We start from the raw sequence: 22660 nt of genomic DNA on the forward strand, positions 1-22660 counted from the left end.
GTCCACGCGCCGCATGGTGTCGCAGTAAGAGCAACGGGTCATCTCGAAATCGATCCAACCTTGATCTTGCAACGGAGAGTCGCAATGCTGCTCGGTGCCCGGTTGATGGCTCGGCTCCATGCAATGGCGGGTCGGGATCCGAAGAGGAGCCTGGTGCGGCGCCGGGTACGGTCCGCCGGGGTCATCAGGCGGTTCGAGCATTTCGTTTCAGGCGTGGAGCGGCTGGAAGACCGGATCCACCTGTCCGTCGCGGCCTCGGTCTCGGGCAACAACGTCAGCCTCGTCGGCGACGGCGCGGACGACGCGCTGACGGTGTCGGTCAACGGCGGCCTCTTGCAGTTCAGCGTGGATGGCGGCCAGACCTATTCCCAGAGTTTCCAGGATGGCGGGTCCGCGCGGACGGTCGGCGCCGCCGCCCCACTGGTCATCGGGGTGAATCTCGGCGGCGGCTCCAATTCGCTCACGGTGACCTCGGCCCTGACGTCCGCCCTGTCCGGGAATGGCGGCGTCCTCAGCGATCAGGGGCAGGGCGGCGGGGACACCCTCGTCGGGCCGTCGAGCAATTCGGTCTGGCAGATCACCGGGCCGAATAGCGGCACGCTGAACGGGTCGGTTTCCTTCTCGGGCGTCGGGAACCTCACCGGGGGCGTCGGATCCCATGATCAGTTCGTCGTCGGGATGGCGGGGAGCGTATCCGGTCAGATCTCCGGAGGCGGCGGCGGCACCGATTCGCTCAGCTTCAATGGCGGGAGCTATGCCCAGGAGACCTTCCAGGCCACCGGCGCCGACTCCGGGACGGTCACGCTCGGGTCCAAGGTCCTCAGCTACAAGGGGCTGACCTCGATCGTGGCGAGCACGACCTCGACCACGATCTCGATGATCACCGCGGGCGAGAACGAGAGCATTGGCGTGGTGGCCGCGGGGAGCACGCAGTCGACCATCCGGAGCATGAACTCGACGCCCACGTTCGCCAGCGTCACGTTCAGCAACGCGGGGCTGACCACGCTGAAGATCACCCCGGGGACGAAGACCACCACCCTGGCGGTCTCGCCGCTGGGGGCATCCTTCACCGCGGCGATCAACGTGACCTCCAGCGACACGGTCCGCCTGGCCAGCATCGCCGCGCCGGGGGGACTGACGGTCAACGCCGCCAACGCGATCATCGCGGGCCCGGCCATCGCCGATCAGCATCGAGTGCCCCAGTCCGACTGGACGCCCGGCGCGACCTTCGCGGCGGTCGCGCCGTCCTCGACGACGGGGCAGGGTCAGGGGATGAAAGTCTCGATCGCCGTCGGTGCATCCGGGACGCCCGTCGCCACGATCACCGCGTTCGGGACGGGCTACCTGCCGGGCGATCTCGTGACGTTCCAGCCGCCCGACGGCCACGGCACCCCGGTCAAGCTCCAGGTCACCGGCACGCCGGCGATCAAGCAGGCCAGCGTCCCCACGACGTTCAACGCCTGGACGCCGAACCGGCCGAACCCCTCGGTGCCCGCCTCGAAGACCACCGGCAAGGGGACCGGCATGGTCGCGAGCATCGCGACCGACGCCCTGGGCAATCCGACCGTGGTCGTGACCAGCCCGGGGACCGGCTACCTGCCCGGCGACTCGGTCTTCTTCAACCCGCCCGACACCAAGGGGACGCCGGTCCTCATCGAGGTCACGCCCGTCCTGACCACGCCTTCCCCGCCGGCCGGATTCCAAGCCTGGACCGCGAACCAGCTCTGGACGACGGTCCCCTCCTCGGCCACCTCCGGGACCGGGACCGGAATGAGTGCTTATATCAAGGTAGATGCGAACGGCAATCCCACCGCCTTCGTCCACGACCTCGGCACGGGTTACCACGTCGGCGACACGGTCGTCTTCTACCCGCCCGACAACGTCGGCGACTCGATCACGGTCACGATCACGTCCGCGATCAACGTCCAGCAGGTGAACGTGGAGTGGACGCCCAACTCCACGTTCAAGGCGCTCGCCCAGGCCTCGACGACCGGCGCGGGGACCGGCATGACGGTGGACGTGACCACCGACGAGCAGGGCGAGCCCGCCCTGACGTTGAACGCGATCGGCACCGGCTACCAGGTCGGCGACTCGGTCACGTTCGACTCCCCGGACAACGGCGCGGAGCCGCTGAGCGCCGTGGTCACCAGCCTGGGGACGGCCACGCAGCTCGCGGGGGCCTCGTGGACCGCCGGGGCGTCGTTCGCCAGCGTCGCGGCCTCGTCCTCGTCCGGCTCCGGGACGGGGATGACCGTCAAGATCAGCGTCGATTCCGGCGGGACGCCGACGGCGGCCCTGATCAGCCCCGGGACCGGCTACAAGGACGGGGACACGGTCAACTTCCTCCCGCCCGACGGCACCGGCGCCGCCCTGCAGATTGTCGTCGCGGGTAGCCTGGACCAGAGCGAGGCCGCCCCGGTCATCAGCACCCGGACCATCGCGGGGGGCGATCCCGCTTCGGCCGCGTCCACCGGGAATTCGGGCAGCATCACCCTCCAGGCGCCGGCGATCACCATCGGGCCGGGGACCAAGCTCCTGGCCCAGGCCACCGGCTCCTACACGCCCGGGGACCTCTTCCTCTCCGCCAGTGCCGCCCTGGATTTCACCTGGGCCGGGGCGCTCACGCCCTTCAAGCAGGAGGACGTGAGGGCCACGGTGGCCGTGACCAGCGCCATGCTCCAGGGGGGAAACGTCTCGATCTTCGCCAACGCCACGTCGAATCGGTTCGCCGGCTACGACGTCTTCCAGGATGGACTGGCCAGCTACGTGGCGGGGAAGACCGTCGGGAATCTGAGCGATCCCACCGACACGACGCTGACGTTCACGGACCGCACGCCGACGACCGGCGCCACCATCACGCGCGACCGCGGGAGCTGGATCTCGGACGGCTTCGCGATCGGCCAGCAGATCATCGCCGCCGGCTCGCGCTACAACGACAACGTGACCTTCACGGTCGCGCAGATCAGCCCGACCGTGCTGACGCTCTCCTCGGCGGACTTCCTCAAGGCCGAGACGGATACCGGGACGGTAGTCGTCAAGCAGTTGCTCTCCTCGGTCCTTCCGCAGGACCTGCCGATCGTGGCGAAGGACCAGAGCGGGAACACGATCTCGCCCGGGACGCTGATCCGCCCCGGCGACCTGCTGACCGGGCTCGGGCAGCAGATCCAGCTCTTCGGCCTGTTCCCGGTCTTCGAGGGCCTGGTGGCCAAGGCGACGACATCCGTCCTGATCACGGGCTCCACCACCATCATCGCCTCGAAGGCCGTGGACATCGAGAGCGCCAGCACCGCCCAGGCCAAGGTCTCCACGCCGTCCTTCATCCTGGGGGCAGCCTACGCCGACTCCGAGGGGCGGGCCACGACGACCATCGGCTCGGGCGTGCAGATCCTCGCGGGTGGCCAGTTCACGCTCAAGTCCGCCGTGACGAACACCATGGAGGCCGAGGTCAACATCACCGGCGGTACGGTCTTCCCCAATAGCACGTATCTGGCCAACGGATTCGCCAATCGGGCGCAGTCGGTCGCCTTCAAGATCCCGGGTCCGGCCATCTCCGTGGCCTACGGCAAGGCGATCTCGGAGTCGGTGACCGAGATCCAGGCCGGGGCACAGATCACCGCCCTGGGGGTCGTCATCGGGTCGACGAACGTCAACGACTTCCGCGTCAACACGGCGAGTATCGTGATGGCGCCGGGGCTCTACAACCCGAAGAATCAGACGGGCTCCGGGAACAACCAGGGGAGCGGGGTCGCCGTCTCGATCAGCGACGTTTCCTCGTCCAGCAAGTCCCAGGTCGACGGCAGCGTGACGACGACCGGCGGCGCCGCGTCGGTGACATCGGAGTCGGAGAACGAGTACAACAACACGATCGCGGAGACGGTGGTCCGGCAGCGGCCGATCCTGGAAGACATCGGCGTCCTGAACAAGATCGGCAACGACTACAACTTCGCCGCGGGGGGGGTCCGGCAGAAGACCGGGCTGCTCGGGATCGGGGCCGGCGTCGCCGTGGCGAACAGCACCAACCGGGCGGACGCCCACATCGGCGCGACCGCGACCTTCGCCGTCCGCGGCAAGCCGGCCGACGGCTCCACCCCGGCCGTAGCCGGCGACCTGACGGTCGAGGCCTCGGCGACCGACACCTTCCGCTCCTCGGCCATCGGCGCCGGGCTCTCGAAGTCGGAGATCGCGATCGGCGGGGCCGTCTCCGACGCCCACGAGTCGAACCAGGCGTTCGCCTCCATCGACAGCACGGTCGGCGTCAACGCGACCGGCAAGACCGAGGTATCGGCCAATGCCCTGATCCCCCGGACGATCCTCCCGATCGAGGATTACAACAAGCTCAAGCAGTTCTTCGTGAACGAGACCCAGTCGAGCCTCCCCTCCGTGAGCCACGTCGGCCTCAACGGCCAGACGCTCGACGCCGTGGACAGCTTCCTGTCGCGGTTCCAGCTCGCGGTGGGCCTGCTCGGCGACATCTCCGTGTATCTCCAGCCGACCCTGGGCGCGCCGGAGACCATCACGACGACCTACGTCGGGGCGGCGTCCGAGTCGGGCGACGAGGACGCACAGACCAAGACGCCCAGCCGGCTCTCCGTCTCCGGCAGCGTCAACCTGCTGACGATGAACAACCAGGCCGCCGCCACGATCGGAGCCGGGGCGAAGGTCAACCTCGACCCGTCGTTCGAGTCCTCGACCCAGTCGGTGGAGGTCACCTCCTCGGCGACGACCAACGCGATCAACGCCGGCGGCTTCACCGCGATCCCGACCATCCTGGTCCCGACGGAGCACGGCGAGGCGTCGGTCGGCGGCACGTTCGTCTACCTCGACTTCACGAACGCGTCGAAGGCGGCCATCGGCGCGGGGGCCGTGGTCCACGCGGAGGAGGACGTCGACGTCACCTCGACGACGAACGACTTCCTGGTGAACCTCACGAAGCAGGGGGGGGCGGGCCACTCGTTCGGCGTGGAGGGGGGCGTCGCCTTCACCTCGCTCGCGAACACCAACCTCGCCTACATCGACTCGTCGGCCACGGTCCAGGCCGGCAAGGACGTGACGGTCCGCGCGGATCAGACGCTCTTCGGCGTGCTCATCACCGGCGCCTACAGCCTGGCCCCGATCGGCGTGGGGGCGTCGGTCGCCTGGAATCGGCTCTCCAACGACACCGAGGCGTTCATCGGCAACCCGACGCCGGCGACGCCCCAGGCCGTCGCGGGGTCGGTCTCGGCGGGCGAGAACGTCTCGGTCACGTCGACGACGGACGAGAAGATCTTCATCGTCTCGCTGGCCGGCTCGGTCGGGAGCGGCGGCGGCCACCATGCCAATGAGGGCGAGGGGACCGGCAACGGCACTGGGAGCCTCAGCGGCGAATCGAACCCCAGCGGCAGCCCTTCCGGGAGCAGCGGTTCGAATTCCGTGCTCGACGGCGCCAACATCATCGAAGACGTCCTGGACCTGAACCAGGGGGGACCTTCGGCCAGCGAGCCCGAGGCCAACGCCAGCCCGGCCAGCAATCCGGCGTCCGGTCAGGGCAGCCAGTACGGCCTGAACATCTCGGGTGCGGTGACCATCAACGACCTCCACGACGACGCCACCCGGGCCTTCATCAGCGACGGCGTCACGGTCAACGCCGGCCAGACGCTCACGGTCTCGGCGACGACCACCCTGCTCGACGTCGCCATCTCCGGCGCCATCGCGGCCTACATGCAGGCCGGCGAGGAGGGGGGAGCGTCCGCCTCCGCCGCCGCGCTCGCCGGGTCGTTCACCTGGAACAACTTCGCCGCGGATTCGAACGGCCGTCAGCGCGAGGCGTCGGCCTACACGAAAAACGTGACCCTGCACGCGGTCACGACCAACGTCACGGCGACCAGCACGGACCAGGTCTACACCTTCGCCGCGGGGGGCGCCGGGACGTCGTTCAACGCCAACACCGCGGCCAGCGGGGCCCTCGCCGGATCGGTGGGACTCAACCAGTTCGACATCAAGACGGTCGCCGGGCTGCTCGACCGGACGATCCTCAAGGCGACCTCGGACATCGCCCCCCAGACGGTCTCGATCACCGCCAACGGCAACGTCCGGCTGATCTCCGCCGACGGCGGCGTGGCGGTTTCCGGCAAGGTCGGCATCGGCGCGGCGATCGACGTCGGGATCCTTAAGAACACCGTCGTGGCGAGCATCGGCCCGGCGGCGGACATCGAGCCGACGGGGAATGTCCAGGTGGTCGCCCGGGGAAACGAGTACGTCGTCTCGGTCGGCGGAAGCCTCGCGCTGGGGACCCAGGGGCTGGGCCTGGTCGGGGGCGCCGCGGCCCAGCGGATCACGACCGACGTCCGCGCCTACGTCGACAGCGGCGCGACGGTCATCACCGCCGGCAGCCTGATGGTCTCGGCCGACGATTCGCTGACGGCCATCATCGTCGGCGGCGGCCTCGGCGCCGGCGACAAGGCCGGCTTCGGCTTGGCCGCGGGAGTCGGCGTCATCAGCCAGACCGTGGAAGCCTACGTCGCCACCAATGCCGTGATCGTGGCCAAGGGGAACGGCCAGGCCCTCACGACACCGACCGGCGACCTGACCGGCCAGGGGCTCCTGATCGACGCCGTCGGCAAGGAGAATCTGACGACGGTCGGCGCCGCCGGGGCGGGGGGCCTGATGTTCGGTATCGCCGGCTCCGCGTCCGTGAACACGATCGACAACACCGTCCTGGCCTGGATCGGCCAGGGGACGACCGTCAACGCGGGGATCAACGACCTGGCGGCCGGCCAGTCAGTCCAGGTCAATGCGGCGCAGACGCTGGACGCGCTCCACGTCGGCGGCTCCCTCGCCCTCTCCTTCACGTCGGGCGGCGAGTCGGGCGGGCTGGCCGGCTCGATCGGGGTCGGCGTGGCGGTGGACCTGATCAACGGCCAGACGAAGGCGACCATCGACGGTGCGACGGTCGAGAGCAAGGGCGACGTCAACGTCACCGCGGCCGAGCTGGCGACCGTCTTCGCCCTGGCGATCGGCGGGGCCGTCGCGATCAGCGGGGGAGGCGGAGGCGGGACGGCGATCGGCTTCGCGGGGGCCGGGTCCGGGATGGTCATCAAGAATGACACCGAGGCCGGGATCCAAGGGAAGGCCAGGGTCCGCTCGACTTCCGGAAAGGTCCGGGTCAACGCGAAGGATACGTCCACCATCACGGCCAACGGCGGCGGGGTCGGGATCGGCGTCGGCATCGGCGGATCCGGCGGCGCGGGGGTGGGCTTCTCGCTGGGGGCGGCGGTCGCGGTCAACAAGGTGTTCAACACCGTCAAGTCGTTCGTCACGTCCTCCCAGGTGACGGCCGGGCAGGGGGTCTCGGTGACCTCGAACGAGGCGGCGACGATCAAGGCCCTGACCATCGGCGGCGCAGTCGCGGTGGCCTCGGGCAGCAACGGAGTCGCCATCGGCGTCGCGGGCTCGTACTCCTACAACACGATCAAGAACGACGTGGAGGCCCAGGTCGTGGGCACGACGGCCGCGCCGACCTCGATCGAGGGGGGGAGCGGTCCGGTTACGATCTCCGCGACCGACGTCTCCCAGGTCACGGCCAACGGCGGCGGAGTCGGCATCGGGGTCGCCATCAGCGGCGGCACGGCGGTCGGCGTGACGCTCGGCCTTTCCGCGGCCACGAATGACGTGGAGAACGTCGTCAAGGCGTACGTCGAGGGGGCGACCGTCGCGACCACCGGGACCTCGTCGGGCATCACGGTGCAGGCGACGGAGACGCCCACGATCTCCGCCCTGACCATCGGCGGCGCGATCGCCGTCGGCGGCGGCGGCGAGGTCGGCGGCGGCGTGGGGCTCGCGGGCGCGGGCTCCGGCAATACGATCAAGGACACGGTCGATGCCCACGTCGCGGCGTCGTCCACGGTCACAGTCCGCGGCTCGGGGCCGATCCTGATCGCCGCGGCCGACAGCCCGACGGTCACCGCCAATGCGGGCGGGGTGGGCCTGACCGTCGGGGGGAGCGGCGGCGTCGGGGTGGGCGTCTCGGCGGGCGTCGGCTACGCCAGCAACACGATCCAGGATCCGGCCGTCAGGGCCTATGTGGATCATTCCACGGTTTCCTCCGCGTCGGGCGATATCGGGGTCATGGCGACGGTCGTCAGCACCATCTCCACTCTCAGCATCGGCGGGGCGCTCGCCGTGGGTATCGGGGCCAATGGGGGAGCCAGCATCTCGGTTGCCGGCGCGGATGTCGAGAACTCGATCCGGAACGACGTCGAGGCGTACGTCTCCAACGGAGGAAGCCTCGCCGCATCCGCCGGGGCGGCCCGCGTGCTGGCGACCGACACCACGAACGTCACCGCCGGAGCGGGGGGCGTGGGGCTGGGCATCAGCGGCGGCAGCGCAGCGGGCGTCGGGGTGGCCGTTGGATTTGCGGAGCTGAGCACGAACGTCGCCAACACCGTGAAGGCGACGTTCGTCAATGCGACCGTGTCGGCCTCCGGCCCCGCCGCGGACGGCGGCACGGCCGGGGTCCAGGTCAAGGCGACGGAGTCGGTCACGATCAATGCGCAGGCGCTGGGCGGCGCCGCGGCGATCTCCGGCGCCGGCGGGGTGGCCGTCTCGGCCGCCGGCGCGGGCGCCAACGCCACGACGACCACCGCCAACGACGTCGAGGCCTTCGTCCAGGGAGGGTCCGTCACCACGACCGGCTCCGGCGACATCCTCGTGCAGGCGACCGACACCAGGAACCTGACCGCCTGGGGAGTCGGCGGCGCCGTCTCGGTCGCGGCCGGCGGCGAATTCGCGGGGACGCTGGCCATCGGGATCGGGTTCGCCACCAATCGCGTCAACGACACGGTCCGCGCCTACCTCTCCTCCGCAACGGCCAGCTCGGCCGGTGCCCTGACCGTGAACGCCTCCGGGTCGACGACGGCCGAGGCCAAGGCCAACGCGGCGAGCATCTCCGCCGCGCTCTCGAGCGTGAGCGTCGCGCTCTCCGGCGGCGGAGCGACCGCGACGAACGCCATCGGCAGCACGGGCAACATCGTGGACGCCCACATCTCGGGCGCCGGGGCGAACGCGAAGAGCACCATCAAGGCGGCCGGGGCCGTGGGAGTCACGGCCTCGAACGCAGTCACGAGCACGGCCACGGTCGGGATCCTGGATCTGGCGATCGGGATCTTCGGCGCGTCGGTCGGCGTCGCGACGACGAGCAGTTCCGATGCGAGCAGCGTCTCCGCCGGCCTGGACAATGCGGACCTGACCGCGGGGTCCTTGCAGGTCAGCGGCACCGCGACCGACACGACCACCTCCACGGCGAATGCCACGGCCGTCACCGTCGCGATCGGCGGCTCCGGCGTCGGCGGCACGGCCACCGCGACGGTCAGCCCGGTGGTCCACACCACGGTGGGGCAGGGGACTTCGGTGCAGGTTACCGGTGCCATCTCGGTCGCCTCGAGCAGCACGCTCAACGTCCAGGCCGTCAGCAACGGCTCCGCCTTCGGCCTCGTCGGCGTGGGCATCTGCTCGGCCACGACCACGATCGGCGGCAGCACCTCGACGGACGTCCTGGGAGGGGCCAGGCTCAATTCCAGCGGCCAGCTCCCGTCGGCCGTGACGTCGGTCGGCGCGACGTCGTCACAGTCCGCCGCCACCAGCTCCGTGGGCACGACCGGAGGGCTCGGCGCGGGGGGAAGCTCGACCTCCACCACCAACGTCCAGCGCGCCGTGGAAGCCTCCGTGGGCGACGGCGCGAACCTCTCCGGCTATTCCGTCTCCGTCACCTCGTCGAACACGACCACCAAGGCCCTGGCCACGAGCACCAATTCCAGCTCCGGCGGGATCGCCTCGGGCAATCCGACCAGCACCGTCACGCTGAGCAACAGCAGCGCGGCCACGTTCGGCACCGGAAGCTCCGGCGCCTCGGCCTCCGCCAACGGCGGCGGCTTCACGCTCGACGCCCTCTCCGAGGATGACTCGGTCACGGCGACGACCAGCGCGACCGGGGGCGGTTTCATCAAATTCGCCCAGGCCAACAGCACCACCACCCTGACCGATCCGGCGACCGCCACGGTTGGGGCCAGGTCCGTCATCACGGCCCCGTTCGGGGCGATCCTGGTCCGATCGAGGACCGGAACATCCGCCGACGCCGATGCCTCCGCCAGCGGCGGCGGCGTGGGTGTTTCCGGCAAGTCCACCGCGACCGGCTCCGTCACCTCGTCCGCCACCACCGCCGTCAACACCGGTGCCTCCCTCTCCGGCCAGAGCGTCCAGGTGGCCGCCCAGGGGGGCACGCAGCGGTCCGCCGTGGTCAAGGCCACCACAAGCTCCGCCGGGGTCGGCGCCAGCACCAACGCCACCGCCACCCTGACCCCGACCTATTCGTCCAGCCTGACCATCGCCGGCGGGACAAGCCTCGCGGGCACGAACTCGGTGACGCTGCTGGCGGACACCGGCAGCCCCTCGTTGACGGTCCAGTCCTCGAGCTCGTCGTCGGACGTCGGCGCCAGCACCAACTCGACCGCCTCGAATATCGGCACGATTTCCGCATCCCTCACCACGGCGGCCGGCTCGAAGATCGCCGCCGGCAGCCTGGTGGTGACGGCGAACACGGGAACCCCAGCGCTCTCGACGGTCGCCGACCGCAACGGGGCGTTCATCGACACGGGCTCCTCCGGCAACACCCAGACCGTCCCGATCGCGGGCGCGATCCAGTTCAACTCCGACGTCACCCTCAACGCTCCCGGACCGCGGCTCACCATCGACGCCGGCGGGAATGCGGTCGTCCAGAGCGGCGTGACCTTCAGCAGCACGGCCAGCCAGATCTCGGTGGACAACATCCCCGCCGGCGCGGGGGGGCTCGCCTCGGCGACGCTCGGCACGCCCGGCAACGGTTCGGGCCAGATCAGCGGCAACGCCTCGTTCCATCTCAACCCCTCGGCGGCGGCCGTCCTGATCCAGAACCTCTCCGCCAAGGAGCTGCTCCTCCACGACATCGCGGACCAGGTCAGCACGGCCAGCCCGACGATCACCGTCAGCTCCGCGAGCACCGGCGGCTTCCACTACACGAGCAACATCGGGCCGGCCACCGGGACGGCCGTCCGGATTGCCAGCGAGGCCGGAGCGAACGTCATCCTGGCCGGATCGATCCTCGATCCCCTCGGCTCCGTGACGATCGGCGTCGCGTCGCGGACCGGCGGAGGCGGCGGCGGCGTCCTGGCGTCGGGCACCCGAGCCCTGATCCAGACCGCGAGCGTCAACCTCGCGAGCGGCGACGGCGCGATCGGCTCGGCGGCGAATCCCGTCAAGGTCCAGTTGATCCAGGCCGGCCAGTCGACGCCCGCGCTGACCGCAACCGCGAAGGGCGACGTCACGCTCTCGGCGGCGGGCCAGAATCGCACGACGTCCCCATTCTCCGCCTCCGGAGTCCTCTCGGGCGCGACGGTGAACCTGAGCCTCGGGGACACCGAGCTCGTCTCGGGCCAGACTTCCAGCGGGACGACGAGCGGTAGCTACTCGTTCACGAGCCCGTCGATCAGCGGGCCGCTGACGATCAACGCCGGGACGGGGGCGGCGGTGAACGTCGCGCTCTCGGCGACCGGTTCCCTCAACGTCCAGTCCGTCTATTCCCGGTTCGGCGACGTCTCGCTGTCGGCGACCGACTCCCTCCTGGACGCCGCGGGCTCCGCCGCGACGGACGTCATCGGCAACAACATCGCCCTCACGGCCGGCGCGGGGATCGGCACCTCCCAGGCCCCCTTCAAGATCAACTCGGCCCACGCCGCGGCCGGGACCGTCTCGCTGACGGCCGCCCAGGACATCAACGTCCGCGAGACGGCCGGGGACCTCAGCCTTCGGCTCGCGCAGTCGACGTCGGGGGATCTGAACCTCACGTCTGCCGGCCAGATCCTCAGCGGTGGGGCCGCGGGGGCCGTCGTCCTCGTCGGCCCCAGGGCCTCGCTCGTCGCGGCGCAGGGGATCGGCTCCGTCTCAACGCCGCTCGAGGCCCAGATACGGAGCCTCTCCGCGAAGGCCGGCGCGGGGGGCCTCTGGCTGGACAACTCGGGCGGCCTGACGGTGGGCGCCGGCCTGCTGGCCTCGGGCCTGACCGCCTCGGGACCGATCGTCGTGCGGAGCACCGGCGACATGATCGCGGATGCCGACGTGTCGTCCGCGGCCGACGTCAGACTTGTCCCCAACCTGGCGCCCGCGGGGGGCGAGACCTTCACGCTCAAGGACGGCAGGACGCTTCGGAGTACCGCCGGCGCGATCACGATCGACGCGGCCGGGAACATCACGCTGGCCGCGTCGAGCACGATCGCCGCCGCCGGGAAGCTGGCGATCCTCGGGGAGCTCCACGGCGGAGCCTCGGGCTCGACCGTGATCCACGTCGCCGGCTCGATCACCGCGAGCGGGGCCACCATCGCGGTGGGAGACGGGACCGGCTCGATCTTCCTGGACCGGCTGCCCGGAGGCGTCCCGACGACCGTCCTCGGCGGCGCGGGGAACGACCTCCTCCAACTGACAGGCAGCCCTTCCTCGGAGAATTACACGATCTCGAAGACGCAGGTCCTCACCACGGCCCCCGGCGGGCCCGTCGCGATCACCTATTCGTCGATCCGCAGCCTGACGATCCTGGGCACGGCCGGCAATGACACGTTCACGGTGAACGGCACGTCCGCGATCACGACGATCGAATGCGGCGCCGGGGACAATGCCCTGACCGTCAACGCGGCGGCCCAGGGAGGCCAGGCCGTCCTGAATGCCCCGCTGATCTTCCTGGGAGGTGCGGGGACCAACTCCGTCCGGGTGAACGGCACCGGTCTCGGCGACCGCCTCGTGCTGGCGAACGAGCCCAACGTCCTGGACGGAGCGGACCTCTACGGCGGCGGGCTTCAGCTCCGCTATGTGAACGTCGCGACGCTCGCGCTCAACACCCTGGGCGGTGCCAGTACCGTTGACGTCCTCGGGACGTATGCCAGAACCACGATCACCACCGGGGACGGCGACAACGCGATCCTCCTGGGCGGCCTGGGGCCGGCGGCGGCCAGCCAGGCGATCGCGATCCCCACCCTCGCCGGGCCGGCCCGCGTCTTCAATGCGGATGAGACCCTGGCCCAGTTCAAGAAACCGCTCGCGATCCAGGGAGGGGGCGGCAACAACAGCCTGGTCGTCGACGACAGTCTCGACGTCAACACGCGATACCCCACGCTCAAGCCGGCGTCGATCGCGGACCTGATCGACGCCCCCGGCGCGACGCTCTCTTTCACGGGGATCTCCGCGCTGACCCTGAACCTGGGAGCGGGCGGGACGGCGGCCCTGCCGCAGGTCCTGACCGTGGCGGACACGTTCGGCGTATCGGCCGCGCGACTGGCCGCACATCCCGAGGATGGCGTCTTCGTCACGGCCGGATCCGGGATCACGAACGTCGAGATCACCGGCACGTCCGCCCCGATGACGGTCACAGGCTTCGGGACCGGCGACACCATCCTCTTCGACGCCCATCTCCAGACCAAATCGATGACGGGCATCCAGCTCCTGCAAGGGCCGACGACCTCGCAGGCCGTCGTCACCGGCATGGGTTCGATCGGGAAGGTGACCTTCGGCGGCTTCGCCTCGGCGAATCTCGACCTCGGCAGCGGCAGCGACGCGATCACGATCAACGAGAACGTGCCGGCCGCTTTCCTGATCAAGGGGAACGGAGGCGACGACACGTTCCGCGTGGAGGGGATCGGGACGGGCTCCACCATGATCCTGGGGAATGCGGGGATCAACACGGTCCGCGTCGTGATCCCGGGCGATCCTTCCGGCTTCGACCAGGGCCACCTGGCCAACCTGCAAGTCTCGGTCCAGACCCTCATCGTGGACAACCAGGCCAACTCGGCGCCCGTTTCGTGGCTGGCGTCGAATGGAGAGCTGAGCGGCAACGGCGCGGGCGTGCTCTCGACGGACGGCGCGGACACGATTCAGATCCTCGGCGGGACGGGGAAGAACACGCTCGGGATCACCTCGAACGCCGGCCCGGCCGACGTCACCCTCAACCGGGATCGGGTCACCCTGATCGCCGGCCAGAACGTGCTGGAATCCTCGGGTTATGGGAGCTACAGCGCGACCCTGGCGAACATCCAGTTCTCGAGCCTGGGCGCGGCCTCGGCCAGCTACACCGAGGCCGGGTTCACGCTTCAGAGCACCGGGACGAACGGGCTGGTGCCCGACAACAACGTGGGAACATCGGTCAAGGCGGCGGATGCGTCGAACGTCTTCACCCTCGCGACGGCCGACAGCACGGCGGCCGGTTCCGGCCTCTTCTCGCTCTACGCGATCTCGCTCCGGCTCGTCTCCGGCACCACGCCCAGGACCTTGACGTTCACCGGCAAGACCGCGAACGGCCAGACCGTGGTCCAGTCATTCACGGTCAGGACCACGGGCACGTTCCAGACGTTCGCGTTCCCGACGAGCTTCGCGGCCCTGGAGGCCGTCTCGTGGACGCCGGGCGTCACGGCGGCGACCAACATCGTGGCGATCGAGACCTCGCCGGCCGTCGCCGCGACCCCCTCGCCGGCCGCCGTCCCGCCGACGTCGCCGACGACCCATCCGCTCACGATCACGTTCGACACGCTGCACCAGTGGATCGTCGTCCACGACCAGACGACGAACCAGGACAGCACGCTCTCCGCGGGCCAGAGCTTCAACGGCACCGTCTTCTACGTCCAGGCCATCGGCAACGGGGTCTTGCAGTATCGGTTCGCGGGGGACCTCGACATCCCGGCGAACTCCACCGTCACGGCCACGGGCCAGTACGCCGTGTCGCTCTATGCCGCCAACGACGTCAACATCGGCGCGGGGACGAGCATCGATGTGTCCGCCTACCTGACGACCGCGGGCGTCGGCGGGGGCAACGGCGGCGGGCAGGTGACGGGCGGGAACGGCGGCGGCGGCGGCAACGGGGGTTCCATCATCGCGAACGGCGGAGCCGGCAGCAGCGAGGAGGGATCGCCCGGCACGAGCGGCTCGACCGGGAGCACCGGGAATGCCGGCAACCCGGGGACGACGGGATCGACCGGGACATCGGGACTGAATACGACCGGCGGCACCGGCGCGGGGGGAACAGCCGGGACCAGCGGCGCGGGGGCCAGCCCGGGAGGGGCCGGCGGCGCCGGCGGTGAGGGCGGCGACGACGGATCGTTCTTCAGCCCCGGCGGGTACGGAGGAGGGGGCGGCTACAACGGATCGAACGGGAATTCCCCCACCCTGGGCGGGGGCACCGGCGGCGGCGGCGGCGGTGGAACCAACCCCGGGACCAATGGGCTCCTGATCTCCGGCGGTTCCGGCGGCGGCGGCGGCGGCTCGGGTGGTGGCGGCGGCGGCGGCTCGGGTGGCGGCGGTGGTGGCGGTGGTGGTGGCGGCGGCGGCGGGGATACCATCACGTCCACCTATGGCGGCGGTGGAGGCTACGGCAACTACGGCGGCACGGGCGGGACCGGTGGGACTGGCGGTTCCGGCGGCGTCGGCGGGGCCGGTGGAGGAGCGATCGAGATCCTCGCCAACGGCGTGATCAACGTCGGTGCCGGCGTCGGACTCAACGCCCGGGGCGGCGACGGTCAGGCCGGCACGTCCGGCTCGGGCGGCTCGGGTGGGTCCACGGGGGGAGCCGCCTCGTCGGGGGGCAGCAGCGCCGGCGGCTCCGGCGATCCGCCGTCCGACACCCGGGGCGGGACCGGGGCCCGCGGCGAATCCGGATTCTCCGCCAGCGGCGGCGGGGGCGGGGGCGGCGGCGGCGGCGGCACGGGGGGCTCGGGTGCCGGCGGCGGCGGGGGCGGCACCGGCGGAGGTGGCGCCGGCGGGACGATCAAGCTCTTCGCCACGGCGCTGAACGCCTCCGGCGGATCGGTCAATACCTCGGGGGGCGCGGGCGCCAATGCCGGCGGCAGTGGCCGCCTGATCCTCGGAAGCAACGTCGCCGGGGGAACGCCCGCGGCGACCGGGGCCCAGACCTATTCGACGACCGGCATGGTCGCCGTCAATCCGTATCTGAGCAACTCCCCGTCCACGCCCCGGATCGCCGGTGTCTCCGGCGGGGCGGAGGTCTACGGGCTGGTGCCGCAGGGGAGCCTGTTGACCGCGCTGCTGGATTCGACGGGCGTGAAGACGGCCCTCGCCAATGCCCCCTCGAATGCCCTGGCGACCGTGCTCCGCGAGGCGATCCCCGCGGGCTTCACGCAATACGCGGGATACGACCTGGTCCTGTTTGTCAACCTCACGGACAATGCCCTGGCGAGCCCGACGATGGGGCTCTCGCCGTCCGCCAACCCGAGCTTCGCGCCCGCGCTGGCCGTGGGCGGCGTCCTGAGCAATCCGCTCTTCGGGGGCTCCGGACAGAGCCAGATCATCGCCGGGCTGCCCGCCAACGCCGTCTGGGCGACGCTCGTGCCGACGGGCTCCGCGGAATCGGTCAACGCGTCGCTGGGCGGCTCGATCGTCCCGATCACGGCCCAGTCGCTGGCGGCCGGAGGCTTCCAGTACATCACGTCGCTGCGGAGCCCGGATCCCTCCGCGTACTCGCTGCCGGGCCTCCAGGCGGTCGCGGTCAGCCCGGACGGAAAGAGCGTGTACGCGGTCAACTCGGCACAGGGGGCCCTGGTTGTTGCCAATGCCTCCGACCTCTCGCAGCGGCAGGCGTTCCTGGACAGGACCGCGGGGGTCACCGGCCTGGCGGGCGCCGACGCCGTGATCGTCAGCCCGGACGGCGCCAACGTGTACGTCGCGTCGCCCACCGACCACACCATCGCGATCTTCTCGCGCGACGGCCTCGGCAATCTGACCTTCGTGGGGAACACCTCGGCCGGGGGCGTGAGTGTTTACGCGTCGCTGGCGATCGATGCGACCGGGACCCACCTCTACGCGGCCGGGAGCAGCGGGATCTCCGTGCTGTCCCGAACCTCGAACGGCGCGCTCACCCAGACCAAGGGGCCGCTGGCGTGGGGCGGATACTCGGGGCTCGTCAGCCTGGCGGTGAGTCGCGACGGCAGCTACCTCTATGCGTTGGATCAGGCGGGCGCCACGCTGGTCGTCTACAACGCGTCCGACCTGTCCGTCGCGGCGACCTTCTCCGGCACGTCGCAGGGGCTCGACGGTGCCAGCTCGGTCGCGGTGAGCCCCGATGATCAGTACGTCTACGTGACGGGCCAGACCAACGGCACGCTCGCCGTCTTCCAGCGGAGCGGCGCCACATTCAAGGCCTTCCAGGTCGTCCAGGAGGGGGTTGCCGGCGCCCGCGGGTTGATCGGTGCCGATAGCGTCGCCACCTCTCCGAGCGGGCACGACATCTACGTCACCAGCGGCACGCAGGACACCCTGGCGATCTACGGCCGCCAGGACGACGGGACGCTCGTCCTGGAGCAGGTCATCCGGGGCACGCTCGGCCTCGATCAGCCTTCCTCGCTGGCCCTCAGCGGCGGCGCCGACGGCGGCGTCTTCGTCGCCTCGCAGGCGGGGGCCGGGACGCTCCACGGCGGCCTCGCCTCGTTCCGGCCCGTCTCCGGCGGCAGCCCCAAGCCGTCCACCCTGGACGTCCGCCACACGGCGATGGACACCCTCAACCTGACCCTCGGCGATGCGGACAACTTCGTCACCGAGACGAGGGCCGCCACGGTGGCGACGCTGAACATCCAGGCCGGCAACGGGTCGAACACGGTGCTCCTCCAGGACCCCGCCGGGACCACGACGGTGCAGCTCGGCAACGGCTACAACGTGGTCACCGCGCATCCGACGACCGCCAACACCAACCTCTCGATCGCCGTCGGCGACGGCCGCAACTTCGTCCTCCTTGAATCGGCCGCGGCCGGCGACATGATCGGCGTCACGCTCGGGACGGGCGATAACGTCGTCCAGGTCGGCGGCAGCCGCCTGGACCCGACCTCCCGCGTCACGCTGACCGGGAACACCGGCTACGACACCCTCCTCTTCGACGCCTCGAACCGGCCGATCAACCCGAGCGTGCCCGAAATCCCGAGCGGCTCGGTCCAGGTCATCGGCGGTTACGGCATCGTGGGCTATACCGACTTCAGCAACATCCCCGGATTCGTCGGCGCGACGATCGACACGGGCGGTCCGTACACGATCACGGCGGGAAGCAACCTGACCCTCAACGGCGCCGCCACCCCCGCGACCAGCACCCAGATCCTCAATGTGGCCTGGGACCTTCAGGGTGACGGCTCCTACGGCGACGCGATCGGACTGACGCCGACGCTCACCTGGTCGCGCCTGGCGGCGCTCGGGCTGGGGAGTCCCGGCACCTACAAGATCGGCCTTCGCGTCGAGTCGACCACCAACACGGTCGACGAGTTCACGACCCTGACGGTCGCCAACGCGGCCCCCGCGGTGACCCTCACCGCCGGCTCGCCCACGACCGTCGGCCAGCCCTATTCCATCCAGTTCAGTGCGGTGCCGGTCACCGCCGATCCGATCCTGGGCTGGATCGTCGCGTGGGGAGACGGGACGACCGACACTCTGCCGAGCGACGCGACCTCGGCGAGCCATGAGTATTCGCTGGGCGGGGCGGTGACCGTCCAGGCCACGGCGATCGACGCCAACTACACGCCGTCCCAGATCGCGGCGTACTCGGCATCCGCCCCCGTGCAGGTCCAGTACGGCGCCTCGTCGATCGACGCCGGTGGGCCGTACGTGATCCAGGCCGGTGGGGGACTCATCCTCACCGCCACGTCCCTCGGAACGCCGACCGCCGCGGCCTGGGACCTCACCGGCTCCGGCCTCTTCAACGATGGAACGGCGTCCTTCCAGAACGTCGCGGGAGTGGAGACCGCCCAGGTCACCCTGTCCTGGAGCGCCCTCGAGGCGCTCGGGATCAACATCCCGGAGATCCTCTCGAATGTTCGCGTCCGGGTGAGCTACTCCGACAGCAGCGTCGCCACGTCGGCCCCCACCTCGCTGACGATCCTCGACACGCCGCCCACGGCGACCTTCACCGCGTCGCCCGCCCAGAAGGGGGGGACGGCCACGGTCGCGTTCACGGGCTCGACTTCGGTGGCCTCGGGCGTGGTCGCGGCCGGCTTCCTGTACAGCTACGATTTCGACGACGACGGGACCTTCGAGATCGCCGGCAGCACGACCCCCAGCGCCGGCGTGCCGGCGGACCTGCTGGCCCATTCCGGCTCCCACGTCATCCACGGCCGGATCGCCGACACGTTCGGCGGCTACACGGACTACGAAACGACGCTGACGATCGCGAACATAGCCCCGACGGTGACCGCGGGCCCCAACCAGACGGTCGCCGCCGGCACCCTCGTCACGCTCGGGGCGGCCGGCTTCCACGATCCCGGTTACAGCACGTCGGATCACCTCGAGGCGTTCACCGCCTCGATCAACTGGGGTGACGGCAAGGTCGAGCCGGGGATCCTGAGCGTGACCAATGGCGGCCCCGGCGTGCCGACAACGGGCACGATCTCGGGCTCCCACCTCTTCGCCCCCGGCAACACGTATGTCGTCACGATCTCGGTCACCGACAATGAGGGGCTGTCCGGCCAGGCGACGTTCCAGGTCGTCGTCGGGGCCCCCGTCGTGACGGTCTCGACCGGCCCGGATGCAACGGCCGACGTCGGGGCCCTCTTCGACCTGAGCTCGCTCACGTTCACCGACCTCGGGGCGCCAACGACCTACACGGCGAGCATCGACTGGGGTGACGGGACTCCGCTCCAGACGGTCCCCGCCTCGGCCATCTCCGGCCCGGGGACGCCCACGGATCTCGGCTCGGTCGGCGGCAGTCATCGCTACGGCCGTCCCGGCCCCTACCAGGTGATCGTCACGGTCACGGACGGCTACGGGGCGACCGGCCGGGGCGCATTCGGCGTCACCGTCCAGGATGTGCCCCCGATCGTCGATCCGATCGCCGACATCCCCGGAGGGCTGAATGTCCCGATCCAGGCGGTGGCGAGCTTCTCCGCGCCCGGATTCCCCGCCAACGGGTCGAGCCCGGGCTTCACCGCGACGATCGACTGGGGCGACGGATCCTCGGGCCCGGCGGCGGTGGTCGTCACCCTGGGCAGTGCGGGCGTCCCCACCATCGGGACCATCACGGCGACGCACACCTATTCGACCAACGGGAACCATCGGGCGACCCTGACCCTGGTGGACGACCAGGGCGAGCAGGCGACCGCGACGTTCAACGTCGTGGACGTCCCGCCGACGATCGTGGCTCCGCCCCAGTCGGGGGCCGCGGAGGGCTCGCTCTTCGTGCTTTCCGGCGTGTCCTTCAGCGACACCGGCTTCACGTCCGGGGGCGCGGTCGCCACGTTCACCGCGGTGGTCGACTGGGGCGACGGATCCTCGAGCCCCGCCACCCTGTCCGTCCGGCAGGGCGGCCCGGGACGGTCGACCACGGGGACGATTTCCGCGAGTCACGTCTACCAGACCTTCGGATCGTTCCCGATCGCGATCCAGGTGATCGACTCCGCGGGCGTGTCGGCGCTGGCCACGACCTCGGCCCCGATCCGGAACCTGCCGCCCACCGCGGACCTGCTCCCCATCAGGTCGTTCGTCCCCGGCCGCATCCTCACGCTCACGGATACCTTCGGCGATCCCGGCCTCCTCGATACCCACTCCGCGACCATCGACTGGGGCGACGGGACGACGACCCGGGTCGACCGCGATTCCACCTACATCCTCAACGGCCAGACGGGACGATTCCTGATCGAGCCGACCGCGACCAGCCCGGGAATCCTCACCGTTGGTCATGTGTACCAGGATTCGGACACTCACTTCGTGACGCTGACGATCACCGACAACGGGGGGCTCTCCGTGACCGTCGGCCAGACCTACACGCCGCCGGTCGCGACCGTGGCGAAGCTGACGCAGACCGTCGACCGGCCGATCTACGGGCAATCGCAGCAGTTCGTCCTCGTGCTGACGCCGGCCACGCCCGGCCCGGTTCCCACGGGGACAGTCCAGTTCTTCATCGACGGCAACCCCATGGGAGTCCCGGCGAGCCTGATCCGCGGCCGCGCCGTGAGCCCATCACTCGGGACGATCTCCGCCGGGACACACCGGATCACGGCGTCCTACTCGGGGGACGGCGTCTATGCCTCGCACGATTCGGGTCCTCTGTCCGAGGTGGTTTCCCGGGCACCGCTGATCATCCGGGCGGCCGACGCGGTGCGTGTCGAGGGCCAGCCCAATCCCGCCTTCACCGCGACCATGTCCGGCTTCGTCCCCGGCGACGACCTCGGGACCGCGGTCGTCGGCGTGCCGGTCTTCTCGACGATCGCCACCGACGGCAGCCCTCCGGGCTTTTACCGGATCGGGATCTCCGGCTATGACGCGGCGAATTACGACATCACGTACGTGGACGGGACGCTCACCATCGTGACGCCGGCCTACGCCGCCCACGCCGCGTTCATCAGCTCGGTCTTCCAGGCGGTCCTCGGCCGGGATCCTCTCGCCGCCGAGCTGGACGACTGGGCGGGCCGGATGGACGCCGGGCTGGCCCCCTCGATCGTGGTCAACTCCGTCTTCGCCCTGACGGAACGCCAGCTCCTCTCGCAGCAGGGCCGGGCATCGGCCGTCACCCCCGCCGCGGTCCTGAACCAGGCCTACCTGGCGGAGTGGGAGGTCATCCGGATCAACTCGGTCCACCCGACCGGATCCGTCCTCTTCGTGACGTCCCTCTACAACCAGGTCCTGGGACGTGCCCCCCAGGCCGCCGACCTGAAGTTCTGGACGAAGGTCTTCAGCCGGGGATATCCGTCCGCACGGATCGTCCTGAGCTTCTTCCAGTCGGCCGAGCGGCGGATGATCGAGAAGGCCGGCCGGGCCCCCGGCTACTCGAAGGGCCAGGTGCAGTCCAACGCGCGGAATTCCTACCTCAACCTCATCCTCAGTCGCGGCAAGCACCCGAAGGGGCCGTTCATCTACCGGTCGGGACATTCGGGATCCAAGACGGTTTCCTCCAACCTGCTCAGGCGCCGCGGCGGACTTTGACCGGGAGCCGCGGGGCGGTGCGATGAAGTGCCCGTGTTGACGTCGCGTGCGGTCTGGGGGGAACTCGACTCGCCAGACCGTCGAATCCCGGGCCCGTCCGACTCGGCTCCCTGCGCGGACGGGGGGAACCAGACCCCGAGGATGAGGCTCGAGCCGGGTCGAGCGGGGACCGTGATCGCGACGCGGCCCACGCGACAGTCGCGGCAGCCGGGAACACAACCGGCGCGCCCGCTACAGGCCGCCACCCGGGATCAGGTGGCCAAGGACCGCTCCGATCGTGTGGGCCTCGCCCCGGCGCACCATCACCGTCCACCCCGACGGGTTCCCCCAGTACTCGAAAACGTCCCAGCCGCCGCGGGCGGCGAATGACCGCACGGCCTTGCCGACGGCGAAGCCGGGGTGATGGGCGTCGTGGAAGGCGATCGCCCGGCAGCGATCGGCGTAGAGGTCGAGCCAGCGCAGGGTCTGGGCCTCGGTGTGCGGATCGGTGTCGATGTGGAGCAGATCAATCGACTCCCACCGCGCCACGACCGCCGGATCGCCGGCATCGCCGTGGATGAAGACGAACCGCGGGTCGTCGATGCCGTGGGCGTCTTCCAGGTCCACGCCCCAGACCGTCCCGCCGGTCGCTGCGACCCCCTCCAGCAAGGCCCGCGTGCTCGACCCCCGGCGCACGCCCAGCTCCACCACGGTCGTCGCCGCCAGGTCA

2 protein-coding genes are annotated in these 22660 nt (G+C 70.5%); one reads left to right on the plus strand and one right to left on the minus strand.

The window, feature by feature from the left end:
• Positions 1-153 precede the first annotated feature (153 nt).
• On the plus strand, positions 154-21951 hold the full coding sequence (locus tag G6O54_RS26665; protein WP_165230171.1) for a beta-propeller fold lactonase family protein: 21798 nt from the start codon (positions 154-156) through the stop codon (positions 21949-21951).
• A gap of 231 nt (positions 21952-22182) precedes the next feature.
• Here the strand turns inward: G6O54_RS26665 and G6O54_RS26670 are convergent.
• Positions 22183-22660: class I SAM-dependent methyltransferase (locus G6O54_RS26670; RefSeq protein ID WP_165230174.1), on the minus strand; the 478-nt coding region annotated here is incomplete at its 5' end.

Origin of the sequence: Aquisphaera insulae (assembly GCF_011064615.1) — a bacterium.
Classification (GTDB): Bacteria; Planctomycetota; Planctomycetia; order Isosphaerales; family Isosphaeraceae; genus Aquisphaera; species Aquisphaera insulae.